The 25,669-nt window shown below is 72.9% G+C and carries 28 protein-coding genes and 1 pseudogene; 16 read left to right on the top strand and 13 right to left on the bottom strand.

Features of this window, described 5'->3' with window-relative positions; genetic code table 11:
- Nucleotides 1-34: 34 nt before the first annotated feature.
- Entirely contained in the window at nucleotides 35-1,330 is a 1,296-nt protein-coding gene (locus ABIA38_RS05955) for an MFS transporter (protein WP_424637356.1), read from the bottom strand.
- 148 nt (nucleotides 1,331-1,478) lie between these two features.
- Here ABIA38_RS05955 and ABIA38_RS05950 point away from each other — a divergent pair, with 148 nt between their 5' ends.
- Nucleotides 1,479-1,973, top strand: a complete 495-nt coding sequence (locus ABIA38_RS05950; RefSeq protein ID WP_424637355.1) for a hypothetical protein — start codon at nucleotides 1,479-1,481, stop codon at nucleotides 1,971-1,973.
- Nucleotides 1,974-1,992: 19 nt separating this feature from the next.
- Here ABIA38_RS05950 and ABIA38_RS05945 read toward each other — a convergent pair whose 3' ends face one another.
- Nucleotides 1,993-2,766, bottom strand: coding sequence for an aminotransferase class IV (locus ABIA38_RS05945; RefSeq protein ID WP_424637354.1), 774 nt, complete (start codon nucleotides 2,764-2,766; stop codon nucleotides 1,993-1,995).
- Nucleotides 2,767-2,868: 102 nt separating this feature from the next.
- On the opposite strand from ABIA38_RS05945, the gene ABIA38_RS05940 reads away from it, so the two are divergent.
- Nucleotides 2,869-3,912, top strand: coding sequence for a phosphotransferase family protein (locus tag ABIA38_RS05940; RefSeq protein WP_424637353.1), 1,044 nt, complete (start codon nucleotides 2,869-2,871; stop codon nucleotides 3,910-3,912).
- Nucleotides 3,913-3,955: 43 nt separating this feature from the next.
- Here the strand turns inward: ABIA38_RS05940 and ABIA38_RS05935 are convergent, their stop codons facing one another.
- Both ABIA38_RS05935 and ABIA38_RS05930 read right to left on the bottom strand, forming a co-directional pair.
- Complete coding sequence (locus ABIA38_RS05935; protein WP_424637352.1) at nucleotides 3,956-4,771, bottom strand: hypothetical protein; 816 nt, start codon at nucleotides 4,769-4,771, stop codon at nucleotides 3,956-3,958.
- Between the two features lie 218 nt (nucleotides 4,772-4,989).
- Entirely contained in the window at nucleotides 4,990-5,859 is an 870-nt protein-coding gene (locus tag ABIA38_RS05930; protein WP_424637351.1) for an ATP-grasp domain-containing protein, read from the bottom strand.
- Nucleotides 5,860-6,663: 804 nt separating this feature from the next.
- Here ABIA38_RS05930 and ABIA38_RS05925 point away from each other — a divergent pair.
- From ABIA38_RS05925 to ABIA38_RS05915, 3 genes and pseudogenes are all read left to right on the top strand, one after another.
- Nucleotides 6,664-8,349 (top strand): ABC-F family ATP-binding cassette domain-containing protein, encoded by a 1,686-nt coding sequence (locus tag ABIA38_RS05925; protein WP_424637350.1) that lies wholly within the window; start codon nucleotides 6,664-6,666, stop codon nucleotides 8,347-8,349.
- 52 nt (nucleotides 8,350-8,401) lie between these two features.
- A pseudogene (locus ABIA38_RS05920) lies at nucleotides 8,402-8,602 on the top strand (S1 RNA-binding domain-containing protein); the annotation flags it as partial.
- Between the two features lie 384 nt (nucleotides 8,603-8,986).
- Complete coding sequence (locus tag ABIA38_RS05915) at nucleotides 8,987-9,499, top strand: DUF6228 family protein (protein WP_424637349.1); 513 nt, start codon at nucleotides 8,987-8,989, stop codon at nucleotides 9,497-9,499.
- Between the two features lie 228 nt (nucleotides 9,500-9,727).
- Here ABIA38_RS05915 and ABIA38_RS05910 read toward each other — a convergent pair whose 3' ends face one another.
- Together ABIA38_RS05910 and ABIA38_RS05905 are read right to left on the bottom strand one after the other, a co-directional pair.
- On the bottom strand, nucleotides 9,728-9,934 hold the full coding sequence (locus ABIA38_RS05910) for a hypothetical protein (RefSeq protein ID WP_424637348.1): 207 nt from the start codon (nucleotides 9,932-9,934) through the stop codon (nucleotides 9,728-9,730).
- A 257-nt stretch (nucleotides 9,935-10,191) separates the two neighbouring features.
- Nucleotides 10,192-11,097 carry a helix-turn-helix transcriptional regulator gene (locus tag ABIA38_RS05905; protein WP_424637347.1) on the bottom strand — a complete coding sequence of 302 codons (906 nt, stop codon included), beginning with the start codon at nucleotides 11,095-11,097 and terminating at the stop codon, nucleotides 10,192-10,194.
- 199 nt (nucleotides 11,098-11,296) lie between these two features.
- Between ABIA38_RS05905 and ABIA38_RS05900 the strand changes: the two genes are divergently transcribed.
- The 3 genes from ABIA38_RS05900 to ABIA38_RS05890 all read left to right on the top strand — a co-directional run bounded on the left by ABIA38_RS05900 (nucleotide 11,297) and on the right by ABIA38_RS05890 (nucleotide 13,353).
- Nucleotides 11,297-11,890 carry a short chain dehydrogenase gene (locus tag ABIA38_RS05900; protein ID WP_424637346.1) on the top strand — a complete coding sequence of 198 codons (594 nt, stop codon included), beginning with the start codon at nucleotides 11,297-11,299 and terminating at the stop codon, nucleotides 11,888-11,890.
- 90 nt (nucleotides 11,891-11,980) lie between these two features.
- Nucleotides 11,981-12,496, top strand: coding sequence for an NUDIX domain-containing protein (locus tag ABIA38_RS05895; protein ID WP_424637345.1), 516 nt, complete (start codon nucleotides 11,981-11,983; stop codon nucleotides 12,494-12,496).
- A 59-nt stretch (nucleotides 12,497-12,555) separates the two neighbouring features.
- The gene (locus ABIA38_RS05890) at nucleotides 12,556-13,353 is read left to right on the top strand and encodes an exodeoxyribonuclease III (protein WP_424637344.1); all 798 of its coding nucleotides are present in this window, start codon (nucleotides 12,556-12,558) and stop codon (nucleotides 13,351-13,353) included.
- Between the two features lie 42 nt (nucleotides 13,354-13,395).
- Here the strand turns inward: ABIA38_RS05890 and ABIA38_RS05885 are convergent, their stop codons facing one another.
- Both ABIA38_RS05885 and ABIA38_RS05880 read right to left on the bottom strand, forming a co-directional pair.
- Nucleotides 13,396-14,436: a nucleotidyl transferase AbiEii/AbiGii toxin family protein gene (locus tag ABIA38_RS05885; protein ID WP_424637343.1), complete on the bottom strand. Its 1,041-nt coding sequence runs from the start codon at nucleotides 14,434-14,436 to the stop codon at nucleotides 13,396-13,398.
- Nucleotides 14,433-15,365 (bottom strand): helix-turn-helix transcriptional regulator, encoded by a 933-nt coding sequence (locus ABIA38_RS05880; protein ID WP_424637342.1) that lies wholly within the window; start codon nucleotides 15,363-15,365, stop codon nucleotides 14,433-14,435. Before ABIA38_RS05880 ends, ABIA38_RS05885 begins: the two co-directional genes overlap by 4 nt.
- Nucleotides 15,366-15,466: 101 nt before the next feature.
- On the opposite strand from ABIA38_RS05880, the gene ABIA38_RS05875 reads away from it, so the two are divergent.
- Entirely contained in the window at nucleotides 15,467-16,846 is a 1,380-nt protein-coding gene (locus ABIA38_RS05875; RefSeq protein WP_424637341.1) for an MFS transporter, read from the top strand.
- Here ABIA38_RS05875 and ABIA38_RS05870 read toward each other — a convergent pair.
- Nucleotides 16,843-17,226 (bottom strand): winged helix-turn-helix transcriptional regulator, encoded by a 384-nt coding sequence (locus ABIA38_RS05870; protein ID WP_424637340.1) that lies wholly within the window; start codon nucleotides 17,224-17,226, stop codon nucleotides 16,843-16,845. The two genes, ABIA38_RS05875 and ABIA38_RS05870, sit on opposite strands and share 4 nt — an antisense overlap.
- A gap of 110 nt (nucleotides 17,227-17,336) precedes the next feature.
- On the opposite strand from ABIA38_RS05870, the gene ABIA38_RS05865 reads away from it, so the two are divergent.
- Complete coding sequence (locus tag ABIA38_RS05865) at nucleotides 17,337-17,966, top strand: NADPH-dependent F420 reductase (RefSeq protein ID WP_424637339.1); 630 nt, start codon at nucleotides 17,337-17,339, stop codon at nucleotides 17,964-17,966.
- Between the two features lie 205 nt (nucleotides 17,967-18,171).
- Here ABIA38_RS05865 and ABIA38_RS05860 read toward each other — a convergent pair whose 3' ends face one another.
- A complete protein-coding gene (locus tag ABIA38_RS05860) occupies nucleotides 18,172-18,807 on the bottom strand; it encodes an NAD(P)-dependent oxidoreductase (protein WP_424637338.1) in 636 nt (211 codons plus the stop codon).
- 242 nt (nucleotides 18,808-19,049) lie between these two features.
- Between ABIA38_RS05860 and ABIA38_RS05855 the strand changes: the two genes are divergently transcribed.
- Entirely contained in the window at nucleotides 19,050-19,385 is a 336-nt protein-coding gene (locus ABIA38_RS05855) for a VOC family protein (protein ID WP_424637337.1), read from the top strand.
- 100 nt (nucleotides 19,386-19,485) lie between these two features.
- On the opposite strand, the gene ABIA38_RS05850 is transcribed toward ABIA38_RS05855, so the two are convergent.
- A complete protein-coding gene (locus tag ABIA38_RS05850) occupies nucleotides 19,486-20,037 on the bottom strand; it encodes a GNAT family N-acetyltransferase (RefSeq protein WP_424637336.1) in 552 nt (183 codons plus the stop codon).
- A gap of 214 nt (nucleotides 20,038-20,251) precedes the next feature.
- Here ABIA38_RS05850 and ABIA38_RS05845 point away from each other — a divergent pair, with 214 nt between their 5' ends.
- Genes ABIA38_RS05845 through ABIA38_RS05835 form a run of 3 tightly spaced genes read left to right on the top strand, consistent with a single transcriptional unit; the run spans nucleotide 20,252 to nucleotide 22,112 of the window.
- A complete protein-coding gene (locus tag ABIA38_RS05845; RefSeq protein ID WP_424637335.1) occupies nucleotides 20,252-20,758 on the top strand; it encodes a methylated-DNA--[protein]-cysteine S-methyltransferase in 507 nt (168 codons plus the stop codon).
- On the top strand, nucleotides 20,755-21,471 hold the full coding sequence (locus tag ABIA38_RS05840) for a 2OG-Fe(II) oxygenase (protein WP_424637334.1): 717 nt from the start codon (nucleotides 20,755-20,757) through the stop codon (nucleotides 21,469-21,471). The genes ABIA38_RS05845 and ABIA38_RS05840 overlap by 4 nt, the downstream gene beginning before the upstream one ends.
- Nucleotides 21,468-22,112 (top strand): hypothetical protein, encoded by a 645-nt coding sequence (locus tag ABIA38_RS05835; RefSeq protein WP_424637333.1) that lies wholly within the window; start codon nucleotides 21,468-21,470, stop codon nucleotides 22,110-22,112. The genes ABIA38_RS05840 and ABIA38_RS05835 overlap by 4 nt, the downstream gene beginning before the upstream one ends.
- Before the next feature lie 109 nt (nucleotides 22,113-22,221).
- Here ABIA38_RS05835 and ABIA38_RS05830 read toward each other — a convergent pair whose 3' ends face one another.
- Entirely contained in the window at nucleotides 22,222-23,142 is a 921-nt protein-coding gene (locus ABIA38_RS05830; protein ID WP_424637332.1) for a TIGR03620 family F420-dependent LLM class oxidoreductase, read from the bottom strand.
- A 219-nt stretch (nucleotides 23,143-23,361) separates the two neighbouring features.
- On the opposite strand from ABIA38_RS05830, the gene ABIA38_RS05825 reads away from it, so the two are divergent.
- A complete protein-coding gene (locus ABIA38_RS05825) occupies nucleotides 23,362-23,943 on the top strand; it encodes a TetR/AcrR family transcriptional regulator (protein ID WP_424637331.1) in 582 nt (193 codons plus the stop codon).
- A gap of 173 nt (nucleotides 23,944-24,116) precedes the next feature.
- On the opposite strand, the gene ABIA38_RS05820 is transcribed toward ABIA38_RS05825, so the two are convergent.
- The gene (locus ABIA38_RS05820; protein ID WP_424637330.1) at nucleotides 24,117-24,716 is read right to left on the bottom strand and encodes a hypothetical protein; all 600 of its coding nucleotides are present in this window, start codon (nucleotides 24,714-24,716) and stop codon (nucleotides 24,117-24,119) included.
- Nucleotides 24,717-24,957: 241 nt separating this feature from the next.
- On the opposite strand from ABIA38_RS05820, the gene ABIA38_RS05815 reads away from it, so the two are divergent.
- Complete coding sequence (locus tag ABIA38_RS05815; protein WP_424637329.1) at nucleotides 24,958-25,536, top strand: TetR/AcrR family transcriptional regulator; 579 nt, start codon at nucleotides 24,958-24,960, stop codon at nucleotides 25,534-25,536.
- Nucleotides 25,537-25,669: the final 133 nt, after the last annotated feature.

Below are 25,669 nucleotides of genomic sequence, written 5' to 3'. Positions count from 1 at the left end.
CCGAGGCGGGGCGCCGGCCGGGTCCGCGCGCGGGTCAGGCGATCCGGCGGCCGGACCGACCCAGCGCGAAGCCCGCCGCGACGCACAGGACCGGGGCGGTGACCAGGCCCGCGACCAGGTTGAGGCCGCCGTAGCCGGCCAGCCCCAAAACCGTGCCGGAGGCCGCGCCGCCCACCGCGCCGGCCAGGTTCATCAGCAGGTCGGACAGGCCCTGGACGCCCGGCCGGGCGGCGGCCGGCACCGATTCGCCGAGCAGGGCGGAGCCCGCGACCAGGCTGCACGACCAGCCGAGGCCGAGCAGGACCAGCCCGACCATGGTGCGCCAGGTGGAGTGGCCCGAGGTGCCCGCGGTGAACACGGCGAGCAGGAGCACGAATTGGCCGGCCAGGATCACCGGGACCCGGCCGAACCGGTCGGCGGCCCAGCCCACCACCGGGGACAACGCGTACATCCCGGCGATATGGAAGCTGATGGTCAGCCCGACCAGGGTCAACGCGGTGCCGTGGTCCTTCATGTGCACCGGGGTCATCGCCATCACCGACACCATCACCACGTGTCCGAACGACACCGTGGCCAGCCCGAGCAGCGCCCGGGGCGCCCGGCGGATCACCGCGAACGCGCCGCGCAGATCGCCCCGCTGCGGCTCTCGATCGCCGAGGTCGGCACGCGCGATCAACAGCGGATCCGGGCGCAGCGCCACCCACAGGATGATCCCGGCGCCGGCGAACGAGGCGATCGAGAACAGGAACGGGCCGGCCAACTCCGGCAGGGCGAGCGCCCGGCCCACCACCGCGCCCGGCTGATTCAGGTTGGGCCCGAGGACCGCGCCGAGCGTGGTCGACCACACCACCACGGACAGCGCCTTGGCCCGCCCCGCGTCGTCGGCCAGGTCGGTCGCGGCGAACCGGGACTGGAGGTTGGCGGCGCTACCCGCGCCGAACACCAGGAGCGCCGCGATCAGCAGCGGGAACCAGCCCAGGACCGCGGCCACGATCACCCCGCCGGCGGCGATCGCGGCCAACCCCCAGCCGGCGGTGAGCGCGACGCGGCGCCCGTGCCGGGACGCGGCGCGGGACATCGGTATCGCGAACACCGCCGCGCCCAGGGTGATCGCCGTGGTCGCGAAACCCGACCAGCTCTTCGACCCGGACAGATCCTCGGCGAGCAGCCCGCCGACGGTCAGCGCCGACCCCATGCCCACGCCGCCGACCACCTGCGCGGCGATCAGGGTGCGGATGGTACGCCGCTGCAACCGCGTTCGGTCGACCCGCTCGGAGTGGGCCGACTCGGGGCCGGCCGACTCGGGTATGGCCGGGTCCAAGGCGGTCATCTCGGCTCCTTCGTGGCAATCGCGACCCGACGCCGCGGGAGCCGAGAATATCGGCCGGCCGAGATCATCGTGTTGTCCATGCGCGCGTGTGCGCGGCCTGGGGTCCGGGTATGGGCACGCGCCGCGCACCGGACGGATCGGTTGACACATGTTGCTCGACGAAGACGACGCCTGGGTACTGCTGCGTGCCCTGGACGACCCGGAGCACCTGACCGCTCCCGCCGACTACGACCCGGTCGCCACGCGCGAGCGGTTCGACCGCCTGGTGGGTCGCCTCGAGGCGGACTTCGGGTGTCGGTGCCCGGTCGAGGGGGAGGCCCGGGCGGCGAGTCGGCACGGCGCGATCGTGGTCCCGGCGGCGGCGCTGTCCGGGACCGGTCGGATCACCGTCGTGGTCAGCAACTTCGGCGGCCTGGCGGCATTGGGGGTGGACGCGCCGGACGACCACCCGATCGGCGCGGCGCCCGCGTACGTGTCGCCGGCGGACCTGGAGCGGGCCGCCGCCGGGCTCGACGACCTCGGGTATCGCGTCGTTCCGGAGGATGTGTTGCGGAGCACGTACGACGGTGCGAGTCGGCTCGCCGATCACTACACGGTCGAGGACGGACCGACGTGGTGGATCCGCTTCTTCGACTACCCGTGACACCTCTGAGGCGTCGTCCTCACAGCGGATCGCCCGGGAGGGCGCGGTAGGTGTCGGCCAATGTGCTCAGCAGCGGGTGGTCGGTGCGCAGTTCGTGCTCGCCGACGGCGGCGATCGGGCATACGCCGATGGCCGCGTTGGTGGCGAACGCGGCCTGGACGTCCGGTAGTTCGTCGACTCGCAGGGCGCGCGTCGGGGCCGGGTGTCGGGCGTACAGCAGGTCCGCCGTGACGCCGCGCAGGCAGGGGGCGTCCGGGCGGACCAGGTGGTCGTTCACGACGAAGCCGATGTTCCAGGTGCCGCCCTCGGCGATCCGGCCGTTCGGCTCGACGAACAGCGCGTCGTGGTAGCCGGCCAGGATCGCCCGGCGGCGCTGTTGCAGTTGGCCGAACAGGCCCACGTGCTTGATCTCGGGCAGGTCGCGCCGGTAGGCCGAGGGCAGGACGCGCAGCGGTGGTGGTGCCTCGGGTCCGGCCGGGCGGGTGGTGACCAGGATGTGTGGCGTGGCGGGGGCGGTGACGGTGGTCGGCCCGATCGCCGGGTCGAACACGGTGACGCGGACGACGAACGCCCCGGCGCGATCGGCGGCGACCCGGCGGATCAGGGCGAGCACTCGGTCCGGATCGAGTTCGGCGTCGAACACGGCGCGGCAGTCCCGGACCAGCCGGGCCAGGTGCAGATCGAGGCCGCGCACCCGACCGTCGGCGACTCGCATGGACGTGAAATGGCCGAGGTTGCTCAGCGCCAATGCGGCCAGGTCCTCGGGGTGCGCGGGGGCGCCGTCGATCTCCACGCGAGGAGTCTGCCGGCTCGGGGCGCGCCGGCGCCGCCGGCGGTCCGCTCGGTCGGCGGGTGCTCGGTCGGGCCGGTGGCGGATGGATATGGTGACTGTCCCATGAGCTACAGGATGCCGATCGGCGACACGTTGCGGGCCGAGTTCGGGGTGCCGAAGAAGGTGAAACTCCTGGACAGCAGCCCGCGTTCGCGGGTGTGGCGGGTGGAGTTCGGCGGTGAGCGGGCGATCGTCAAGCAGATCCTCGAAGCGGGCGACCGGCGGCACGGCGCGTCCGAGCGGTTCGCGCGCGAGGTGGCCGGGCTGCGGCTGGCCGAGCGTGGCCGGGTCGGTCCGCGGGTGCTCGGTACCGATCCCGACGAGTGTGTGATGATCCTGGAGTTCCTGGACGACCTTGGCCCTACCGACGACTGGATGCCGGGCTACGCGGACGCACTGGCCCGGCTGCACGCGCTCACCGGTCCGGCCGACGCGGGTGCGCTGCCGGCCTGGGCGGCGCCGACGGCCGCCGACGCGGAGTCGTTCCTGAAGCTGGCCGCGACGCTGGACGTGCCGATCCCGGCGGGGGTCCCGGACGAGTTGGCGGCGCTGCTCGGGCGGTTGGCTCCGGCCGGGCGGTATGCCCTGGTGCACGGCGATCCGTGTCCGGGCAACGAGCTGCGCACCGCCGACGGGGTTCGGTTCATCGACTTCGAGCAGGCCGCACTGGGCGATGGGCTGGTCGAACTGGCCTATCTCCGGGCCGGGTTCCCCACGTGCTGGTGTGCGATGTCGGTCACCGGCGCGCCGTTGCGCGAGGTCGAGGCGGTGTACGCGGCGAGGTGGCGAGCGTGTACCGGCCGGGACCTCGACCCGATGGCGGGGCTCGCCGACGCGGGTGCCGGCTGGCTGATCCGCGGCGACGCGTTGGTGGAACGGGCGCACCGGGACGACGTCGACCAGTTGGCCCGGGTGCCGGTGGAGGACTTCCGGTGGGGCTACGTCTCGGCCCGCGAGCGACTCGTCCACCGCCTGGGCGTGGTCGCCGACACGGCCCACGAGCCGCTGCGCGAACTGGGGGTGCTGGCGGGGCGCTTGCGTGGGCGGTTGCTGACCGCGTGGCCGGGGTTGCGGCCGCTGCCGGGGCCGCAGACTCGGCCGTGGTGAGCACGCGCGGGCGGTCCGGTGGGTTGGTCGGTCGGGTCGGGGCCTACGTGAGCGGGAGTTCGAAGTCCAGGAGGCGGTGTTCGATGCGTAGGCCGGCGCGGGGGAGGGCGTGGCGGACCGCGCCCTCGGGGTCGGCGTCGAATTCGAAGACGGCGAGTTCGGTGACGTCGGGGTGGGTTCGGCGGAGCAACTCCACCAGTTCCGCGAGCACGGCGCCGAGGATGTCGGCGGTGACGCCGGGGGCGGTGATCGCCTCGGCCGCGTTGGTGTAGGCCCGGCTGCCGGCGACGTCGGCGGTGAGCTCCGCGCCTTCGCCGATCACGCCCACCCGCGGTGCCGACAGCGCGCGGACCCGTACCGCGGGCAGGCCGCCGGGGGCCCACCAGGTGCGTGGGTCGACCGTCCAGATGCGGGCGATCTCGCCGGTGACGCGGGCTCCGAGGGCTCGGGCGGCGTTGCCTTCCGGGGCGGTGTCGGTGCCGCTCCAGTGCAGGATCCGGGCACCGGCCGAGCGGGCCTGCTCGGCGGCCTCGCGGTACATCCCGACCGCGGCGGCACGTTCCTCGGCGCTTGGCGGGGGATCGCCGACGTGGGCGCCGCGGACCAGGCGCCGGGCGAGCCGGTCGGCGCGTTCGCCCTGGGCGCCGACCCGGGACTCACCGTCGCCGTACAGGGTCACCCACCCGAGGAGTCGGCCGGCCTGCCGGGCGCGGATGGTGCCGATGGGGGCACCCGGGCCGGCGGCCGCGGCGGCTTCCGGTTCCGGGTGTGGGAGGCCGATGGAGGCGTACACCTCGGTGGGCGGGCGGAGGTCGGCCGTCGGTCCGCTGTCCCATTCGAGGGAAATGTCGTGCTCCATACGTCCATCGTCCCTCGGCCGGGACGGCCGCACCGAGGACATACCGCCGACCGGCCGAGCGGGCTCGGGCCGGTGAGCCGGTGAGCCGGTGACGGATGCGGTGGATGCGGTGGATGCGGAGATCGGCCCGGGCGCCGGTCGGGCGGGTCATCGCATCGCCTTCCTGCAAGGGCGATTTCGGCGCGCCGCTGCCGAGGTGCCGCTCTCGCGGTATGCGGCTACGGGTGCAGTGCGGCCACGATCGAGTCGGCGAGGCGGTCGGCGGCGCCGGGGGCGTAGGCGAGGAACAGGGACGGTTCGGTCAGTTCCAGTTCGAGCACGGTGGGCGTGCCGTCGGCGCCCGGGATCAGGTCGACGCGCGCGTACAGCAGCGGAGCGAACGGGATCTCGGTGAGTACCCGGGCGGCGATCGCGAATTCGGCGGCGGAGGGTTCCCGGGCCGCGATCTCCTCGGCTCGGTAGAGGCCGTCGATCAGTTCGGCGTCGCCGTCGAGCATCGGGCCCTTGCGTACGGCGTGGCTGAAGACACCGTCGAAGTAGACGAGCGCGGTCTCGCCGACGGTGTCCACGGCCGCCAGGTAGGGCTGGACCATGACGGTACGGCCGGCCGCCAGCAGGCTGGTGGCGTGGCCGGCGGCGAGGGCACGTTCCTCGGGCGAGGCCAGATCGTAGCGTTCGGTGTCGCGGGACCCGGCGCTGATCGCGGGCTTGACGACGTGTACGCCCGAGGTGGGCAGCGTGACGGTCGAGTCCGGCTCCAGCCACATCGTCTCGACGACGGGCAGGCCGGCCCGGGTGAGGTCGCGCAGGTAGGTCTTGTCGGTGTTCCAGGTCACCACCGCCGCCGGATTCGCCAGGCGCGGAACGCTCGCGGCCCAGGCGATGAACTCCTCGCGCCGGTCCGGGTAGTCCCACACCGAGCGCAGGATCACCAGGTCGTAAGCGGCCCAGTCGACCGCCGGATCGGTCCACACGGCGGCCTCGACCCGGATGCCCCGCGCGGCCAGCGGAGCGAACAGCAGCCGCTCGTCCGGATCGAGATCGGGCAACTCGGCGCAGGTGACGAGGGCGACGCGGGGTTCGATCATGCGGCCCAGATTAACCGGACGAGCGGAATGATGATCACACACGTCAGGTGGTGTCTTGTGGGTTGATCCTGATGGGTCGGTGGGAGTCGGCGCGGGGAGCCGGCGGCGCGGGATCGGGTACAGCGAAACGCGGCATCTGCGCGGGATCGACGCGCGTCGAGGGCGGCCGGGGGCGGGTCGGCGCGCAAAGCGCGGACAGCGGCGGAGTCGCCGAAAAGGGCAGACCCCCTGACGGCCGGGCACGGGGGAGTGGACCCGGCCGCCGGGGGCTTTTGCTACCCACGGGACGGGGGTGCGCCGTCGCGCAGCAGGGGGGTCAGGTCCCCTCCCGTCCCGTTCGGTGCCCTTTGGTTTCCCGTCCTGCGGGGCGGAAAACCGCCCTGGGTCGAAGAGGTCGAACCCGGCCGGAGCAGGCTGCCAACCGATCGTGGGGGCGACCATTCGGAGGCGATAGCGCCATTACCGAACAGAAACTTGACGCTGCGTCAGTATCCGGAACGGGAACCCCCGCGCCCCGATTCAGCCACCTCCCGACCACCGCCCCAGCGCCCCGACGACCAGGTCCGGATGGCGCCGCGTGTGCGCGGCCCCGGGTACGACGACCCCGAAACGGGCGAGCGGTCACGGTCGCAGTCCGCGATACGCGAGGCAATGGCCGCACCATGCGAAAGCCCGGGAGCCGATTCCGGGCCCGGAATCGGCTCCCGGAGCCCGAAATATGTTGGCCCGTCCGACCCGGACCGGGTAGGAAGGAACGTCACGCCCGGATCCACCCCACCGCAGGACGAAGGACGCGCGCACGCCATGGGCTACATCGATGTCAATACCGTCGCCTTCACCCTGCCGGATGGCCGTGTCCTTTTGGACGAGGTTTCCTTCCGGGTCGGCGACGGCACCACCGTCGCGCTGATCGGTGCGAACGGCGCGGGCAAGACCACGCTGCTCCGGATCATCATCGGCGAGCTGAAACCCGACAGCGGCGCGGTCGCCCGCACCGGCGGCCTCGGCGTCATGCCGCAGTTCGTCGGCCGGATCCGGGACGCCTCCACCGTGCGCGACCTGCTCGTCTCGCTCGCCCCGCCGCGCATCCGGGACGCGATGCGCGCGGTCGACGAGGCCGAACTCGCGCTGATGGAGCACGACGACGAGAAGCACCAGATGCGCTACGCCGGCGCGCTCGCCGAGTTCGGCGACGCCGGCGGCTACGACATCGAGCCGGTGTGGGACCAGTGTTGCCAGGCGGCGCTCGGCACCACCTACGACGGCGCCAAGTGGCGCGAGGTACGCACACTGTCCGGCGGCGAACAGAAACGGCTCGCCCTCGAAGCGCTGCTGCGCGGCCCGGACCAGGTGCTGATCCTCGACGAGCCGGACAACTACCTCGACGTCCCCGGCAAGCGCTGGCTCGAACAATCCCTGCGGGAGACCCAGAAGTCGGTCCTGCTGGTCTCGCACGACCGCGAACTGCTCGCCCAGGCCGCCGACCGGATCGTCACCATCGAACTCGGCGCGGCGGGCAACACCGTCTGGATCCACGGGGGTTCGTTCGCCACCTACCACGAGGCCCGACGCGCGCGCTTCGAGCGCTTCGAGGAACTCGGCCGGCGCTGGGACGAAGAGCACGCCAAGCTCAAGGCGTTGGTGCTGATGTACAAGAACAAGGCGGCGTACAACGACGGCCTGGCCTCGCGGTTGCAGGCCGCCCGGACCCGGTTGCGCAAGTTCGAGGAGGCCGGGCCGCCGCAGCACATCCCGCGCGAGCAGGACGTGAAGATGCGGTTGCGCGGCTCGCGGACCGGGAAGCGCGCGGTGGTCGCCGAGGGGCTCGAACTGACCGGCCTGATGCGGCCGTTCGACACCGAGGTCTGGTACGGCGATCGGGTCGCGGTGCTCGGCTCGAACGGCTCGGGCAAGTCGCACTTCCTGCGGCTGCTCGCGGCCGGCGGCACCGATCCCGAGGCCGAGCACGAACCGGTCGGCGACACGGTGATCGCGCCGGTGGCGCACACCGGCCGGGCCCGGCTCGGTGCGCGCGTGCGGCCCGGGTGGTTCGCGCAGACCCACGACCATCCGGAGTTCGTCGGCAGGACGCTGGTCGACATCCTCGGCCGGGGTGACGAACACCGCAGCGGTCTGGGCCGCGAGGGTGCGGCCAAGGTGCTCGACCGCTACGAACTGGCGTACGGCGCCGAGCAGCCCTTCGACACCCTCTCGGGCGGCCAACAGGCCCGATTCCAGGTGCTGTTGCTCGAACTCTCCGGTGCCAATCTGCTGCTCCTGGACGAGCCGACGGACAACCTCGACCTGGTTTCGGCCGAGGCGCTCCAAGACGCCCTGGAAGCCTTCGACGGCACGGTCCTCGCGGTCACCCACGACCGCTGGTTCGCCTCCTCCTTCGACCGCTTCCTGGTCTTCGGCCAGGACGGCAACGTCCGCGAGACGGACGGCCCGGTCTGGCACGAGGGCCGGGTGGAACGGGTCCGCGGCTGAGACGAAGCGGCCGGGTGGGGGCGGCAATTCCGTGCCCACCCGGGCCGATTCGGGGACGGTCACCAAACTGGTGCCCTTCGGTGCGTTCGTGCGCGTGGCGGACGGCGTCGAGGGGCTGGTGCACATCGTCGAGTTGGCCGACCGCGAGGTCGAGTCCCCCGAGCAGGTGGTTCGTGAGGGCGACGAGGTGCTGGTTCGGATCCTGGACAACGATCTCGTCCGGCGTCGGGTCGCGCTCTCGATGAAACGGGCGGCGGATCGTCCCGATCCGCCCGTACCGCCGCCGGCAGGTGATGCGCAACCCCGGTAGTCCGTAGGGTGCGGTGGCTCCGACACACCGGGGTCACCGTGCCCGCGCGGTGCCGGGCGTGGCCGCCGGGCGACTCCGGTGTGTCGGAGTCCAGTGCCGCGCCCGGCGACGTGCACCCCGTCACGGCGCCCGGCACGGCGCCTCGCCGCACCGCCGAAACGTCCAAGTACTCCAGTACGAGGACGTTCCGGCGGCGCACCGAGGCACCGCACCGAACACCGCACCGGGGCAAACGTCGCCGGGCACGGCACTGGTTCGCGGCGGCGTGCGACCGGCCGGTGATAACCGGAATGACGGCGGCGGGTGGTCTGCCCTACGGTTCGGCGGATGCATCCCCACTTCGACGCGGCGAACGACGCCGGCGGGCCGAACGATTCGAACGAGCCGTACGACGTGACCGTCCGATGCAACGACGACCGGGACGCGCGGATATGTCTGCGCGGCGCGGTCAGCCCGGACGACGGGCCGATCGTGGACTACACGGCGTCGCGGCTCGTGCACTACACCGTCGAGCTGTACGCGCGCGGCCTGACCGCCCACCTCGACCGGGTGGTCGGCTGGACCGGCGAGGCGAACGAGATTGACGGTTTCCTGACCGACCTCGCCCGCGACTTCGGCGGCTGGGACGGCGAGCGGAGCTGGCATACCGACGATCGTGATCTGACGCTCAGCGCGGTCTTCCGGTCCGCCGGGCGAGTGGAGCTGACCTGGCAGTTGCGGCCGTGGCGAGCCGGCGACGGGCGCTGGGTGGCCTCGGTGACCACGGTGCTCTCGGCGGGGGAGCAGCTGGCCGCGCTCGCGGCGGATGTACGGGGCTTCCTGGCCCGCGCGGGCGGCTGACCGGGGTTGCCGGGGGCTATGTTTCCGCCGCCGCGTGCTCCGACTCCGGGGGCGAACCCCGACACGGTGTCCGCCGAACGTGCGGCGACCCCGAGGGATCGATGTCCACTCGGGGTCGCCAGGTGCTCTTCGGTGCTACGGGTTTGCGGTTCCGTCGTGCTGCTCGGTTCGGTCGGTTTCGACATCGGCCGACCGGACCGGGCCGCGTGCCGGGCGCCATCGTCGCCGTCACCGGGCGAGCAGCTGCAGGTTGCGGCGCATGCGCACCGACTCGACGGCCGCCGCGCTGTATACCGCCTCATGCTCCACCCGCTCGGCCCGCCGGGCCTTCGCGGCGGCGCGCCGGGTGCGCAGCACCGCGAGAACCAACCGGTCCTGACGGGCGACGCTGAGCAGCTCCTGCTGACGGGCCTGGTAAAGCTCGTACTCGATCACTGTGTCCACCTTCTGTTACTTCGACCCGGTCTCCCCGGCTCGTGGTAACAGCTTCGCGCCCCAGTGGGGGCCCACACATGAGGCGGATGCCGCATTTATCGCACCCCTGGGCCCTGGCGCCATACCTAAGCCGCCCTGAGGTGACCTAAGGCGAGCCAAGGCCGGCTAAGGCGGCCCGAGGTGACCTGAGGCGAGCCGAGATGGGCCGGCGTCGGCAGAGCCGGTTTCGGGCCCGGTCGGCCGGCGCCCTCGTCGGATCACGGTGCCACCGCACCCGGCCTGGCCTGCGCCGAACCCGAGCCGGGCCGCGACTCGCCGGCGACCAGGTCGGCCAGCAGGTGGAGTGCCGCCTCGGACGGCGAGCCGGGCTCGGCGTTGAAGACCGCGACGCGTTGGTCCTCGTCCTTGGCCAGGGTCAGCAGCTGGGTCAGCAGGGTCATCTCGCCCACCAACGGGTGGTGGTACGCACGGGCGTCCGGGCCGCAGTCGCCCACCGTGTGCGCGGCCCACAGTTTGGCGAACTCCTGGCTGCCGACCGTCAGTTCGCCGATCAGGCCGGTCAGCCCAGGAGCCTGTGGCCGGCGCCCGGCGATAAGTCGCAGGTCGGCGACCGTGGATCGGGCCTTGTACGACCAGTCCGGGTAGAGCTCGCGCATGTGCGGGTCGAGGAACATCATTCGGGCGATGTTGGGACGTTCGGCGGGGCGGTTCGGCGCGTCGAAGTCGAGATGCCCGGCCAGCAGGGCGTGCGCCATCGGGTTCCAGCACAGCACGTCCAGGAATCGGCCCATCACCAGGGCCGGCACGTCGCCGAACGAGTCGATCATCACCCGGACCCCCGGTGGCAACTGCTCGGGCCGGGCCGCCCGGCGGCGGGCCTTGGGCTTGGGCCGGGCCAGCGTGTACAGGTGCGCCCGCTCGGCGTCGTCCAGGCGCAGCACGCGGGCGACCGCGTCGAGTACCGCGTCCGAGGCGTTGGGACTCTGGCCCTGTTCGAGTCGCGTGTAGTAGCCGGCGCTCACCCCGGCCAGCTGGGCCAACTCCTCCCGGCGCAGGCCCGGTACCCGCCGACGTCCGCCGAAGGTCGGCAACCCCGCGTCCTCGGGCCGCAGTCGGGCCCGTCGCGAGCGCAGAAACTCACCCAACTCCGTGTGTGCGTCCATGATCGCCAGTCTCCCCGATCCGGCCGTGCCGTGCCTGCACCTGTCGGGTGTAGGCACCGTAGGGGTACCTCCGGCAGGGCCCTGGATGCCGCTTCGCGCCCGGCGCAATCTGGTTCCCGGCGGCAGCGGCAGCGGGTCGACATCCGGCACCGCCGCCCACCGCACGAACCACGGAACAGGAAGAGGAAGAGGACACATCATGCGCATTCTCGTGATCGGCGCGACGGGCACCATCGGCGCAGCGGTCGCCGACGAACTGGCCACGCGCCACGACGTGATCCGGGCCTCGCGGCGCGGCCCGGTGCGGGTGGACATGACCGACCCGGCCTCGCTCGACGCGCTGCTCGCCGAGGTCGGAGAGGTGGACGCGGTGGTGGTCGCCGCGGCGAGCGGCGGGCTGTCCCCGTTGGACACCCCGGCGGACGCGGACTACTGGAGCGGCGTCGAGGGCAAGTTGCTCGGGCAGGTGAATCTGGTCCGGCGCGCGCTCGCCCACGTCCGGGACGGCGGTTCGATCACGCTCACCAGCGGGCGGTTCGCCGAGCCGGTGCCGGGGAGTTCGCTCGGCTATCTGGTCAACGCGGGCCTGGAGGCGTTCGTCCACTCCGCCGCGATCGAACTGCCGCGCGGGCTGCGGTTGAACGCGGTCAGCCCCGGCTGGGTCCGGGAGACGCTGGTCGCGTTGGGGATGGACCCGGCGGACGGTACGCCGGCGGTCGACGTGGCCCGGACCTACGTGGACGTGGTGGAGGGGGACGCGCAGGGCCGGACGTTCGCCGTCGAGGCGAGGTGAGGCGTACGGCGGGGTGGGCGTACGGCGGTGTGACGCATTCCGCCTGCCCGTGACCTGCTCCCGCTCACCGCGAGGCGCGAGGATGGCCGGATGGTGTCCACCGTGCTCGCATCGCTGACCGTGCCCTGGATCCCCGTCGCGCATCGCCTGGAGGTGGTCCGCTGCGCCGAGGTGCCGGCCGGCTACCTCGTGACCACGGCCTTCGTGCTGGTCCTGGACCGGCTCGGGCGCACGTTGTTGACCCTGGTGGACCGGCCGGGGCGTGGCTGGGAGCCGCCGGGTGGGCACCTGGATCCGGGCGAGACGCCGGCGCAGGCGGCGGCGCGCGAGCTGGCCGAGGAGGCCGGACTGCGCCTGGACCCCGGGCGGCTCACGCTGCTCGGCGGCCAGCGGATCACCCTGCTCGCGCCGCCGCCGGCCGACTACGGCTACCCGACCCGGGCGTTCCAGGCCTTCCACACGGTGCGGCTGGCGGATCCGGGCGCGCCGACCCGCCCGGATCCGGCCTCGGAGTGTGCCGCGGCCGAGTGGGTCACCCCCGCCGAGGTGGCCGAGCGCTGCGCCGGCGCGGCCTGGCTGCCGCTGCACGCCGCGTTGTCGGGCTGAACCGACCGCCGCGGGCACCCCCGCCCTCGCGGCGTCCCGAAACGGGCTAATCTGCACCGATGATCACCGTCTCCACCGTCAATGTGAACGGGCTGCGCGCCGCCGCCGGCAAGGGCTTCACCGAGTGGCTGAACCGGACCGACGCCGACGTGGTGTGCCTCCAGGAAGTACGCGCCACTCCGGACCAGCTCAGCGCCGAGGTGCGCGACCCGCAGGGGTGGCACGCCCACTACGCGCCGGCCGCCGCCAAGGGCCGGGCCGGGGTCGCCGTCTACAGCCGGGTCAAGCCCGGCGCCGTGCGGATCGGGTTCGGCTCGGCCGAGTTCGACGCGGCCGGCCGGTGGATCGAGGTCGACCTGCCCAAGGTGACCGTGGCCAGCCTGTACCTGCCCACCGGCGAGGCGGAGACGCCCAAGCAGGACGAGAAGACCCGATTCATGGCCGGCCTGTTCGCACACCTGAAGGTGCTGCGGGCGACGGCCGCGATCGACGGGCGCGAGGCACTGGTGTGCGGGGACTGGAACATCGCGCACACCGAGCACGACATCAAGAACTGGAAGGGCAACGTCAAGAAGTCCGGCTTCCTGCCCGAGGAGCGGGCCTGGTTGGACGGGCTGTTCGGCGAGGCCGACTGGCACGACGTGGTCCGCCGGATCCACCCCGACGGCCCCGGGCCGTACTCGTGGTGGTCCTACCGGGGCAAGGCGTTCGACACCGACGCCGGCTGGCGGATCGACTACCACGCGGCGACCCCGAAGCTGGCCGACGTGGCGACCACCGCCGTCACCGAGCGGGCGAACACCTACGCCGAGCGCTGGTCGGACCACGCTCCGGTGACGGTGTCGTACGGCATCTGAGGCGTCGTACGGCATCCGAGGCGCCTCCCCGAGCCCGACGGGCTACCCCGGCTCCAGCGCCCGCGCCAACCGCCCGAGCCAGCTCTCCACCCCGCCACGCACCCCGGGCTGCCCGGCCCGGAACCGCGCCCAGTCCGGCACCGCCCACCCGCCGATCTCGCCCGCCGCGACGGGCTCCGTGCCGAGCACCCGGCGGAGCAGTTCCGGGGTCGGCGGGGGATGCGGCGACTCGGCGAGCAGGACCGCGTCGTACAGATCCTTGGCACCGGCGCCCCGCTCGTCGGCCGCGTCTGTACGCAGCCAATGCAGCTTCCAGGCCAACGACAGCGCCGGGGTCACCGCCGACACCGCCACCGGCGGCCCATCCGCGCCCGGGATCACCGTCCAGCGCGGCGGCTCGGGCAGCGGCTCGCCGAGCGCGTAGTCGACCGCGACCGTGCCACCCGGCAGCCCGTCCGCGTGCCACGGGATGGTCAGTCGCACGCCGCCCATCCCCGCGTAGTCGCCGCCGCCATACGACCCGATCGGGTCCCAGCGCACGCCGTTGCCGTCCAGTACGACCCCGCCGCCCGCGTCCGGACACCGGGCCAGGGCCGCGCGCAGCTCGTCGTCGGGCGCACCGAGCAACTCGTCGCCGTCCTCGGACAGTCCGTGATCGTCGTCGTCCGGCGAACCCTCCTCGCGCAGCCAGTGCGTCCCCTCCGGCGGCGGGCAGGCCCGGACACCCCGGGTGTCGAACTCCTCGTCGCACCACAGGTCGCCCGCGCCGGCGCCGGCGAAGACCTCGGGCCAGTGCTGGACTTGCGCGTGCCCCGAGACATACGGATGCGGGTCGAACGTGTCGACCGGCCGCACCCACGACGGCGACACCACCCAGTCCAGGTCGCCCGGTTCGCGGGCCGCCGCGCCCAGCCACGCGGTCAACGGTACGCTCCCGCGCAACACCAGCGCGTCGCCGGAAGGTCCGGCCAGACACAGCCGCAACGTATGCGCCAACGCCGTCCGCCGAGCCTGCCACCAGCGCCCACGCTGCCCGGCGTCGGCGAAGGTCGGCACCTCGATGCCGGCGCCGCGCGCGGTCACCCGCGGCCACCGAGCCGCTCGGGCGCGCCGGTCCGGGCCGAGCGGGCGGCGCCGGCCCGCAACGACTGCTCCCGGCAGTGCTCGCAACACCAGCGCGGCTCCGGCAGGGCCAGCAATTCGGCCATCCGCTCCCGGGTCCGCTGGTCGGCCGGGGTGTAGACCACCAGCCGGATCTCCGGCACGCTCAACATCAGCCGGGTGCTCGCGAGGTCCATCCGCCCGACCGCGACATGGCGGATTCGCTTCACGTGCCGAGTGCCCGAGGTGACCTCTCGGCGCGCCCACAACCGGGCGAACTCCGGGCTGCGGTCGGCCAGTCGCCGAACGAACGACTCCCATTCCGGCTCGCCGACATGCCGCGCGAACGAGGTCTGCAACTCGGCGACCATGCGCGGCTCCTCGTACCCCCGGTCGATGAACGGATTGCACTCGTTCGGCGACATGAACGAGGCCCAGATCACGTTGCGTTCCTCGGGCGGCTGCTCGGTCAACCCCGGAAAGGTTTTGGCGTACGCGGCGTTCCAGGCGAGCAGGTCGAACCGGGCGTTGTACACCGCGGACGGGTGCGGAACCAGCCCGTCCAGGATCTCCTGGATCTCGCCCGGCAGCGTCACGGCCGGCTGCGCCTCGACCTCCCACGGCACCTGGGCGAGCCGGTAGAGGTGGGTACGCTCGGCCCGATCCAGACCGAGGGTGCGGGCGACCGCGTCGAGCACCTGGACGCTCGCGTTGATCGGGCGACCCTGCTCCAGCCACGTGTACCAGGTCACCCCCACACCGGCGAGCATCGCCACCTCCTCCCGGCGCAGCCCCGGGGTACGGCGGCGCAGGCCCGGCGGCAGGCCGACGTCCTCCGGCGCGCGGCGCTCGCGCCGGCTGCGCAGGAACGCGCCCAGTTCGGTGCGCCGGCTCGCGGTGTTGGTGCTCATTCGGCCATCCTGTCCGCTGTTCCGTTCCGCTGCCAGGTGCTCTCGGTACCAGGATCGACAGGCTCTCGGCAACAGGATCCGGCGACCCGCACGCTCTCCGCATGACCACCACCACCGCGGCGCCGGTCACGGCGCGGCGCGCCCATCCGCTCCTGCTGACGGCGCTGCTCACCGCACAGTTCATGGCCCTGCTCGACACGTCGGTCGTCAACGTGGCCGGCCCCACCATCCGTACCGACCTGGACACCGGCGGCGCGGGTCTGCAACTGGTCGTCTCCGGCTACACCATCGTCTACGCGATGCTCATCGTCACCGGCTCCCGACTCGGCGGCCGGCTCGGCTTCCGCCGGATCTTCGGCCTCGGCCTGCTCACCTTCACCCTCGCGTCCCTGCTGTGCGGCCTTGCCTGGGACGAGAGTTCGCTGATCGCGGCCCGCGCGATCCAGGGCGGCGGGGCCGCGCTGATGGTGCCTCAGGTGCTCAATCTGATCCAGGCCACGTACACCGGACCCGACCGGGCGCGGGCGATGGGCCGCTATGCCGCGACCATCTCGGGCGGCATGGTCGCCGGGCAGGTGCTCGGCGGACTGCTGGTCAGCGCCGACCTGTTCGGCCTGTCCTGGCGGCCGGTGTTCCTGATCAACATCCCGGTGGGGATCGCACTGTACATACTCGCCCGGCGGGCGCTGCCGACCGGCGGCAGTTCGGCGGCGCGCGGCCTGGACGTGCCGGGAGTGGCCCTGCTCGCGCCCGCGTTGCTCGCGCTGGTCGTGCCGCTGGTGATGGGGCACGAACTGGACTGGCCGACCTGGGGATGGGTCAGCCTGGGCGGGTGCGTGGTGTTGTTCGCGCTGTTCGCGGTCGTCGAACGGCGGGTGCCCGCACCGCTGATCCCGGTCTCGCTGCTGCGGGTGCCCGGGGTGGTGGCGGGCTCGATCGCGCTCCTGGTGGCGATGACGGCGTTCGGCGGATTGATGTTCACCACCGCGCTGTATGTGCAAAGCGGGCTCGGCTACAGCGCGTTGCAGGCCGGCCTGACCTTCATCCCGTCCTCGGTGGTCTTCGCCGCGGTGTCGTTGCGCCGGCAGTTGCTCCCCGCGGCCTGGCATCCGCGGCTGCCGATGATCGGGCTGCCGATCGGCGCGCTCGGTTTCGCGGCCATCGCCTGGGTGTTCGGCACCGGGCAGGCGTTGCCGGTGCTGCTCGCGGCGATGGTGTTCGGCAGCTTCGGGCTGGGCATCGCATACAGCCCGGTGATGACGCTCGCGCTGCGCCGGGTGCCGCTGCCGCAGGCCTCGGACGCGTCGGGGCTGATGGTGACGATGATTCAGCTCGGCCAGGTGCTCGGGGTGTCCTGCTTCGGCACGCTCTACCTGTCGGTGGGCGCCGACTTCCACCGCGCGGGCGAGCTGACCGCGCTGACCATCGCGGCCACGACACTGGTGACCGCGGTGCCGGCGAGCCGGCTCGGCCGCCGTTAGCCGGTGTCCGCCTCGGACCACGCCGCCGCGTCCGCCGCGTCCTGGGCGGCCAGGACGCGGTGGCCGTGTTCGAGGGACCAGTCGCCCAGGGCCCGGAACGGGATCAGGAGGGACTCGCCCAGATCGGTCAGCGCGTACTCGACGCGTGGTGGCGCCTCGGCGTAGGCCCGGCGGACGACCAGGCCGTGATACTCCAGCCGGCGCAGCGTCTCGTTGAGTACCTTCGCGCTGATCCCGCCGATGCGGGCGACCAGTGCGCTCGGCCGCATCGGGCCCTCGGCCAGCGAGTAGACGACCACGCTGTTCCAGCGATTGGTCAGCAGGTCGAAGCCGATCCGGGCGCGGCAGTCGGCGACGTACTCGCCTTCGTGCTCGGTCATGCGTGCCATTCTCGCACTTCGATGCCTACCGAATGGTATCGATCGGGTTGCCTAGCGTTCGGTTGTCGGAGTTCAACCGCCGGAACGTCTGGGAACGTGAGGAAAACGCTGTGCGAATCGGGATATTGGGTGCGGGCAACATGGCGGCGGCGCTGGGCGCCAAGTGGGTCGGGGCCGGGCACGACGTGCTGATCGGGGCCCGCTCGGCGGAGCGGGCGGACGCGCTCGCGAAGCGGATCGGGGCGCGGACGGGCACGCTCGCCGAAGCTGCGGAGCACGGTGAAGCGGTGCTGGTGGCGGTCGGGCATGCGGCGACGGGGGAGGTGATCCCGGCGCTGGCGACGCGACTCGCGGGCAAGCCGCTCCTGGACTGCTCGAACCCGATCCTGCCGGGGCCCGGCGGGCTGATGTTGAGCACGGACGGCGGCCCGTCGGCGGCGCGCACGCTCGCCGACGCGGCGCCGGACGCGCACGTGGTCAAGGCGTTCCACCTGTGCGCGGCAGGGGTGTGGGCGGGGCCGCACGCGGTCGGGCTCGCGGTGCCGGTGTGCGGTGACGACGAGGCGGCGTTGGCGGTGGCCCACACGCTGGTCGCGGACCTCGAGTCGGTGCCGCTGCCGGTCGGCGGGCTGGACCGGGTGGGCTATCTGGAGGCGACGGCGGCGATCGTGATCGGGATGTGGTTCGCGGGGCAGGACCCGCGCACGATGTTGCCGTCGGCGGAGAACGCGCACGGGTAGTGGGGTGGTTGACCGGGCGCCGGGATCGGTGCCCGGCGGTTGGTCGGCGTCGGTCGGGCCGAGGGTGGTCCGTCCGACGCCGCCGGCGCTGGTCACCGGCTTTCGGTATCGGCGGCGTGTACCCGGGGCGGCCGAGGTTCGCACGGGTGCACGGCGCGGCGGTGCGGCCGCGATCCGGCGGACGGTGGTGCGGCGGCGCGCCCGCTCAGTACGCGATGCCCACCGGCCGGCGGAAGGTGGCCGGGTCGGTCAGGACCGCGAGCATCCCGTGTGCGAGGTCGGCACGGGAGATGGTGCTGCCGCGCGGGACGTTGCCGCCGATGTGGGTGCGGTAGGTGCCGGTGACCGCGGCCTTGGTCAGCTTCGGCGGGCGCATCGCGGTCCAGTCGGCGGCGCTGCGGTCCAACTCGGCCTCCATCGCGTCCAGATCCGCGTACACGTTCTTCAAGATCGCGCGCAGGACGGGGATGAGTCCGCGGCGGACGAACACCGAATCCTCACTCGGGGTCGGGCCCACCGGTGCGGCGCTGACCGTGACCAGGCGCCTAACGCCGGTGTCGGCCATCGCGGTCAGGATCGCGGCGGTCGCGGGGGCGGCGATCGGGGCGGCCTTGCGGCTGCGCGGCCCGATGCCGGACAACACCGCGTCGTGTCCCTCGATCGCCGCGCGCAGGTCGGCCGGATCGGTCACGTCCGCCCGGACGACCTCGATGTTCGGGTGCTGGAACGTGGGGCGGGAGGAGCCGCGGACCACGGCCGTGACCTTGTGGCCGGCGGCGGTGGCCTGACGCAGTACGTGTTCGCCGGTGGCGCCGGTCGCGCCGAGAACGGTGAGTCTCATGGTGTTGCCTCCCGAAGTTGGTGAGTGTTCACTCACCTCGCGATTCCATGGTGAGTACTTACTCACCTGCTCGTCAAGTCGGGCCGGTCCGGAGCGGTCGATCACGACGGACGGAGGATTGGCCGAATGCGGCCCACGCCCGGCCCCGGGTGACCCGGATCCGCACTGTCGGTGCGCCCTGCGACACTCCGGAGGCGGCGCTGCGCGGCGGGAATGTCGGAGCCGTCTCATACCGTGCGGCCATGGACCTCACACCGGAAATGATCACGATCGACTGCGCCGACGCGGGCCGGCTCGCGGCCTGGTGGGCGACCGCGCTGGGAGTGGAGATCGCCGAGGACTACGGCGATTTTGTGATGCTCGCAGCCAAGCCGCTGCGGCTCGGCTTCCAGCGGGTGCCGGAGGAGCGGGCGGGCAAGAACCGCGTGCACGTCGACTTCTCCACCCCCGACCGCCCGGCCGCGATCGAACGCCTGGTCGCCCTCGGCGCGACGGTGGTCGCCGAGCGCAGCGCCCCGGGCCTGACCTGGACCACGATGCAGGACCCCGAGGGCAACGAATTCTGCGTCTCGGGCTGACCGGGGCCGGTGGCCCGCGCCGGAGGGCCCGACCACGGTCCCTCCGGCGCCGGACTTCGCCCGGGGCGGGCCGACTCGGCCGGCCCGGGCGGGTGCCGGGTCAGGTCTGGTTGCGGAGGTAGTGACCTCGGGTCAGTTCGGTGACCAGGACCGGCTTGCCGTGGGCCGGGACGGTGGTGCGGCGCTCCTCGGTCATCCCCAGCTTGGCCATGACCTTGGCCGACGGGGTGTTGTCGAGGTGGCAGATGCCGACCAGGCGCGGGAGGCGGGCGTACTCGAAGGCGAAGCGGAGGATTTCGCGGGCGGCCTCGGTGGCGATGCCGAAGCCCCAGTACGGGCGGGCCAGCCGCCAGCCGATCTCGACGGCGGGCATGATCTCGGGCAGGAACTCCGGTACGGCCAGGCCGGCCCAGCCGACCAGGGCGCCGACCGGACCCGGCTCCGGGGCGCGCAGTTCGATCGCGAACAGGCCGAATCCTCTTGATTCCCAGTCGAGTTCGTACTTCGCCAGGGCGGCGGCGCTCTCCTCGGGGGTGCGTGGTCGGCCATCGCCCACGTAGCGCATCACCTCCGGATCGGCGTTCAGCGCGGTGAGCGCGGGCAGGTCCTCGGGGAGCCAGCGGCGGAGCAGGAGTCGGTTCGTTTCGAGCATCGATACATCCTGCCGGAGCAGGAACCGATCACGACGGGTTTTCGCCTGGTCGACGCGCGTCCGGCGGGCGTCGATCCGGTCGTAACGCGATGTCCGATTCCCGCCGGACGGTCGGCCGTCGATCGCGCACAGTGGATAGCGGAAGCACCTGTGACCGGTGCCTCGCGGCCGGGGGACACACCCCATCGCCGCACCCACGACGAAGGACTCGATGATGACCGTGCACACCACCCTCGACAGCCCGCTCGGCGAGTTGCTGCTGATCGGCGAGGACCGCCCCGACGGCACATTCGCACTGGCCTCGGTGTCCGTGCCGGGACAGCGGGGCGGCGCCGTCGTGCCCGCCGACTCGCAGGCCGACGCGGCGCCGTTCGCCGAGGTGATTCGCCAACTCACCGCCTACTTCGCGGGTGACCTGCGCGACTTCGACCTGCCGCTGGCGTCGCGCGGCTCGGCGTTCCAGGAGCGGATCTGGGCCGCGCTGGACGAAATCCCGTACGGCACCACCACCAACTACGGCGCGATCGCCGAGCGGGTGGGCACCTCGCGCGCCGGCGTGCGGGCGGTGGGCAGCGCGATCGGCGCCAACCCGCTGCTCCTGGTCCGGCCGTGCCACCGGGTGATCGGCGCGGACGGCACGCTGCGCGGCTACGCGGGCGGCCTGGACCGCAAGGAATACCTGCTCGACCACGAGGGCGCGCTGCCCGCGCGCCTGGGGTGAGCGCCGTGGACACGCTGTTCGCCGCCGAACCGGCGGCCGGCACGGAACTCGCGGCGCAGGTCGACGAGTTCGGCTATGCGCTGACCCACCGGATCCTGGATCCGGACGCCTGCCGCGAGATCGCCGAGCTGTACGACCGCCCCGAACTCTTCCGTGCCACCATCGAGATGGCCCGACATCGGTTCGGGGCGGGCCAGTACCGCTACTTCGCGGCGCCGGTGCCGGAGCCGATCGCCGCGCTGCGCGCGTCGTGTTATCCGCACCTGCTGCCGATCGCCCGTGCGTGGGCCGCCCGCCTGGGCCGGCCCGCGCCCTGGCCGGACACCCTGGACGAGTGGCTGACGATGTGTCATGCGGCGGGCCAACAACGGCCGACACCGATCCTGCTGCGCTACGGGCCGGGGGACTGGAACGCGTTGCATCGGGACCTGTACGGCGACCTGGTCTTCCCGCTCCAGGTGGTGATCGGCCTGGACGAGCCCGGAGTCGACTACACGGGCGGCGAGTTCCTGCTGGCCGAGCAGCGCTTCCGGGCCCAGTCGCGGGGCACCGCGATCAGCCTGCCGCAGGGCCACGGGCTGATCTTCACCACGCGGGACCGGCCGATCCGCTCGGCGCGCGGTTGGTCGGCCGCGCCGATGCGGCACGGGGTCAGCACGGTCCGCTCCGGGCTGCGGCGCACGCTCGGCCTCGTCTTCCACGACGCGGCGTGACCGACGTGTACACGCTGATCGGGGCGGACGGGCGGCGCCGGCCCAGCGCGATACCCGGCACGCTGGGCGGGACCACGAACGGGCGGCTGTACGGGCGCCTGGACTGCCGCAGCGCGCTGCGGGCGATCGAACGCGGCGGCTACGTCGGGACCCGGGTGTTCTTCGCCGACGAGGTGGACGCGATCGCCGCCGGGTTCCGCCCGTGCGCGGTATGCCTCCCGGCCGAGTACGCGCGCTGGCGGGGTAGCCCGCCCGCGCCGCACACCGAGGACGAACTCGCCGAACTGCTGGGCAAGTTGGCCGGGTGTCGGACACTGGCGATCGGACACGGCCGGGACCGGGCGTCCACCGCCGCCGCACACGCGCTCACGGCGGCCTGGCCGGGGGAGGTGGTGGCCGTGGTCTCCTGGCCGGAGCAGGCCGCGTCCTGGTTGCGTCCGGCGCTGCGGCTGACCGCGCAGGCGCCGGACGTGTGGGTGGTGGCGGGTGCGGCGCCGGGCTGGGCGGGCATGCGGGAGCGGTTGTTGCGCAGCACGGACTGGGACCCGGAACGCACGTACGGCTTCGCGTCGTTGGCCGACGCGATCACCGACTCGGGTGCGGGGGACGGGGTTTGGCGGGCGGCGGGGTGGGCGCGGTGAGCGGTGGGCGGTGCGGCGGGCGTGGTGGCCGGGGTGGCCGGGGTGGTTTCGGCGGGGCGGCCGAGGGTGGTTCGGCTACCCGATGCGGTTCCTCGAGGCGCCCGGCGGGCTATGCGAACTCGGCGACCAGTCCGGCCAGTTCGCGCCACTCGGTGAGCGGGATGCGGCCCTGGTCGGCGGTCAGGACCTGGAGGCAGACGTGGTCGGCGCCGGCGTCCAGGTGTTCGCGGACCCGCTTGGCGATGGTGTCGGTGTCGCCGATCGCGAACAGGGCGTCGGTCAGGCGGTTGCCCGCGCCGTCGAGTTCGGCCTGGCTGAAGCCGAGTCGGCGCAGGTTGTTCACCTGGTGTCGGGCGGCCAGGTAGCCGGTGACGAAGCCGCGGGTGACGTCCAGGGCCTGGGCCCGGTCCGACGCCGAGTCCGAGCACAGGACGACGGTGAGGGCGACCGCCAGATAGGGGTCCGGGCCCATCGTGGCGCGCGCCAGGGCGGTGTGCTCGACGGTGACCAGGTAGGTGTGCGCGCCCCAGGTGCGGCGGCCGGCGAGGCCGAGCATGCCGGGGCCCAGGGCGGCCAGCACCCGGCGGGCGGGGCGCTCGGGCGGGGGGCCGAGCAGGACGGCGGCGTCCATCTCGTCCAGGTAGGCGCCGACGGTCGCGACGGCGGGGGCGGTGTTCGCCTCGGGCATCCCCGCCCGGTGCTGCTGGCCGGCGGCGCGGTGGCCGCCCAGGCCCAGCACGAAGCGGTCCGGATACGCCTCGTTGAGGGTGCGTTCGGTGGCGGCCATCAGGCGCGGGGTGCGCTCGGACATGATCGCGATGCCGGTGGCGATCGGGAGGGTACGGGTCGCCGACAGGAGGAGTTGGGCCTGGTTGGTCGCCTCGCGGCCGATGCCCTCGCCGAACCACAGGCCGCCGTAGCCGAGTTCCTCGATTTCGGCGGCGGCCTCGCGGACCGCGCCGGAGGGCCGGCCGTCGAAGGCGAAGGTCCACAGGCCGAGCCGGCCGAGAGCGGCCTTGTCGTGCGTCATGGGATGCGGCTTCCGTTTCTGCTGGGGTGGGGTGGGGGTGGGGTGCGACGGGACGGGGACGGGGAGGGACGGAGACGGGGAGGGAGGGGGACGCGGGCGGGACGCTGACCTGGGCATGGCTGCGCCCCGGGCTGGTTCGGAGGGTGCCTCCGGTTTGCCTTCATCACCATATGGAGGCAGGCTCCGTTTGACAACGTCGGACCGTCCGACCGTCCGACCGTGCGAGAGGCAGTGATGACTCGACCGATGCGCGCCGATGCCCGGCGCAACTACGAGCGGCTGCTCGCACAGGCCCGGGTGGTCTTCGCCGAGCACGGGATCGACGCCTCGCTCGAGGAGGTGGCCCGCCGGGCCGAGGTCGGGATCGGCACGCTGTACCGGCATTTCCCCACCCGTGACGCGCTGGTCGAGGCGGTGGTGCGGGACCGGTACGACGACCTCACCGCGCGGGCTCGGGCGCTGCGCGACACGGCGGCCGCGCGCGACGCGTTGGTCACGTGGCTGCGGCTGATGATCGAGGGGGCCGGGACGTTCCGGGGGATGAGCGCGACGTTGATGAGCACGCTCGCCGACGAGACGTCCGAGTTGTACGCCTCGTGCCATGCGATGCGGGCCGCCGGGACCGACCTGCTCACCCGGGCACAGGCGGCTGGGGAGGTCCGGCCGGACATCGACACCGACGCGTTGTTCACCCTGGCCCACGGGATCGCGTGGGCACACGAGCAGCGCGCGGTGGCCGATCCCGAGCGGTTGCCCCGACTGCTCGACGTGGTCGTGTTCGGGCTGGCCACGCGTACCTGAACGGGCTTGGCGGAGGCTTGCGGACCCGCCCCGGCGGCTGCGGGCCGTGCTGTGGGCCGCGCTGTAGGCCGCTCTGTGGGCGCGGGGAGTGGTCGGGGGTTTGGGTACGTGTCGGGGGCTGTACGTGAAGTCCCCGACGCGGGCCTGGCAGGCGCGCGATCACGGCACGCCGGTCACCGCCCGCCGTCGACCGCCGCCGCCAACGCGGCCACCAGCGGGACCGGGGCGCCGCCACCCGTACCCGGCGCCGGATACACCAGCAGTGCGCCGTCGGCCGCGACGCCGAATCGGTCGCCGGCCCGGCCCGTACGCGTGGCCTCGTCCGGATCCAGGGTGATCGCCGGTCCCTGACACAGGATCAGCGTGTCCGGCGTCAGGTCGGCCCGCAGCAGTGCGGCCCGCAACGCGTGGGCCCGTCCCGGGTGCGACACCCGCAGCCAGATCTCCTCCGCGCGCAGCGCGCCCGACTCCAGGAACGGGCGGCCCTGGCGGTCCAGCGAGAACAGGTCCAACACCGGCCGGCGCCGGTCGATCACGGCCGCCCGTTGCGGGATCGCGCGCAACAGGCCCTTCCTCGGCGGCAACGCCACCACCGGCAGCGCCGCGACGCCCCGGCGCTCGAACTCCTCCGCCGTCGCGGCCAGCAGTACCTCGATCCGGGCGATGGCGTGCATCCAGTCCTCGCGCCGCCCGGTCGGGGCCGGCTCGTCGGGCCCGGGCGGGTGCGCCGACCGGTGTCGCTCCGCCTCGATGCGGGCGTCGAAGTCGCTCATGCCGGCAACCTACCGCCGCGACCCCGGCGCGGTCCGCCCGTTCGCCCGGGTGCCCGGGGCCGATCGGGTCGGACACGGTGCCCGGCCCGACCCGATCGTCAGTCGGCGGGTCCTCGTTCCTGGCCGTTCGGCAAGCCGGTTTCCGGGTGAACAACGGTACGGAGATGAAAATTGACGGTCCATCAGCCTTGTTGATTGGCAAAGGTCGACGTATCTTCTTGGCCAACAGGAAGGGGGCCCCGTGGCGATCCCGGCACCGGAGGACACCTATGACCGGGTGCTCCAGGCGGCAGAGGAACTGTTCGGCGAACACGGGTTCGCCGGCACCTCGTTGCAGGCCATCGCCGACCGGGTCGGGGTGACCAAGGCGGCCCTCTACTACCACTTCCGTACCAAGGACGAACTGCTCGACGCCCTCCTGCGCCCGGCCCTGAACGATCTGGACCGGGTGCTGGAGGTCGCCGAGAGCAGACGCGGCACCACCGCCCGTCAGCGTCTGCTGTTCGAGGGCTACGTCGACTTCCTGATCCGATACCGCACCCTCGCGGTCATCCTCGATCGGGACGTGGCAATCGGACGCCATCCGGCCATCCAGCCCCGACTCGCCTCGATCACCGCGCGGGTGCGCGAGGTCCTCGACGACGTCGACGACTCGATCGAGTACCGCGTGTCCACGGCGGTGGCGATGGGCGGCATCTACTCCGCCGTCGCCGCCTTCCCCGACCTGCCCGACGACGAACTCGGCCGCATCCTGCGCGGCGTGGTCCGCAAACTCCTCGGCCCGCGCCGCCGCTCGCCGGGCGCGGTCGCCGGAGCCTGACCGGCAGCACCGACACACAGACCGCACGGCACCGACTTCACCGCACCAACTTCACGGCACCGGCTTTATCGCACCACCCCCATCGAATCACCCCCATCGCACCACCCGCACGGCACCACCACCGCGTTTTCCG

The organism is Embleya sp. AB8 (genome assembly GCF_049739465.1).
Classification (GTDB): Bacteria; Actinomycetota; Actinomycetes; order Streptomycetales; family Streptomycetaceae; genus Embleya.
Note: the sequence above shows the minus strand (reverse complement) of the source record. Positions and strands in the feature narration are given on the sequence as shown.

Coding starts and splice junctions, on each gene's coding strand:
- ABIA38_RS05955 (WP_424637356.1), bottom strand. CDS start 1,330: ATGACCGCCTTGGACCCGGCCATACCCGAGTCGGCCGGCCCCGAGTCG.
- ABIA38_RS05950 (WP_424637355.1), top strand. CDS start 1,479: ATGTTGCTCGACGAAGACGACGCCTGGGTACTGCTGCGTGCCCTGGAC.
- ABIA38_RS05940 (WP_424637353.1), top strand. CDS start 2,869: ATGAGCTACAGGATGCCGATCGGCGACACGTTGCGGGCCGAGTTCGGG.
- ABIA38_RS05935 (WP_424637352.1), bottom strand. CDS start 4,771: ATGGAGCACGACATTTCCCTCGAATGGGACAGCGGACCGACGGCCGAC.
- ABIA38_RS05930 (WP_424637351.1), bottom strand. CDS start 5,859: ATGATCGAACCCCGCGTCGCCCTCGTCACCTGCGCCGAGTTGCCCGAT.
- ABIA38_RS05925 (WP_424637350.1), top strand. CDS start 6,664: ATGGGCTACATCGATGTCAATACCGTCGCCTTCACCCTGCCGGATGGC.
- ABIA38_RS05915 (WP_424637349.1), top strand. CDS start 8,987: ATGCATCCCCACTTCGACGCGGCGAACGACGCCGGCGGGCCGAACGAT.
- ABIA38_RS05905 (WP_424637347.1), bottom strand. CDS start 11,097: ATGGACGCACACACGGAGTTGGGTGAGTTTCTGCGCTCGCGACGGGCC.
- ABIA38_RS05900 (WP_424637346.1), top strand. CDS start 11,297: ATGCGCATTCTCGTGATCGGCGCGACGGGCACCATCGGCGCAGCGGTC.
- ABIA38_RS05895 (WP_424637345.1), top strand. CDS start 11,981: ATGGTGTCCACCGTGCTCGCATCGCTGACCGTGCCCTGGATCCCCGTC.
- ABIA38_RS05890 (WP_424637344.1), top strand. CDS start 12,556: ATGATCACCGTCTCCACCGTCAATGTGAACGGGCTGCGCGCCGCCGCC.
- ABIA38_RS05880 (WP_424637342.1), bottom strand. CDS start 15,365: ATGAGCACCAACACCGCGAGCCGGCGCACCGAACTGGGCGCGTTCCTG.
- ABIA38_RS05875 (WP_424637341.1), top strand. CDS start 15,467: ATGACCACCACCACCGCGGCGCCGGTCACGGCGCGGCGCGCCCATCCG.
- ABIA38_RS05870 (WP_424637340.1), bottom strand. CDS start 17,226: ATGACCGAGCACGAAGGCGAGTACGTCGCCGACTGCCGCGCCCGGATC.
- ABIA38_RS05860 (WP_424637338.1), bottom strand. CDS start 18,807: ATGAGACTCACCGTTCTCGGCGCGACCGGCGCCACCGGCGAACACGTA.
- ABIA38_RS05855 (WP_424637337.1), top strand. CDS start 19,050: ATGGACCTCACACCGGAAATGATCACGATCGACTGCGCCGACGCGGGC.
- ABIA38_RS05850 (WP_424637336.1), bottom strand. CDS start 20,037: ATGCTCGAAACGAACCGACTCCTGCTCCGCCGCTGGCTCCCCGAGGAC.
- ABIA38_RS05845 (WP_424637335.1), top strand. CDS start 20,252: ATGACCGTGCACACCACCCTCGACAGCCCGCTCGGCGAGTTGCTGCTG.
- ABIA38_RS05830 (WP_424637332.1), bottom strand. CDS start 23,142: ATGACGCACGACAAGGCCGCTCTCGGCCGGCTCGGCCTGTGGACCTTC.
- ABIA38_RS05820 (WP_424637330.1), bottom strand. CDS start 24,716: ATGAGCGACTTCGACGCCCGCATCGAGGCGGAGCGACACCGGTCGGCG.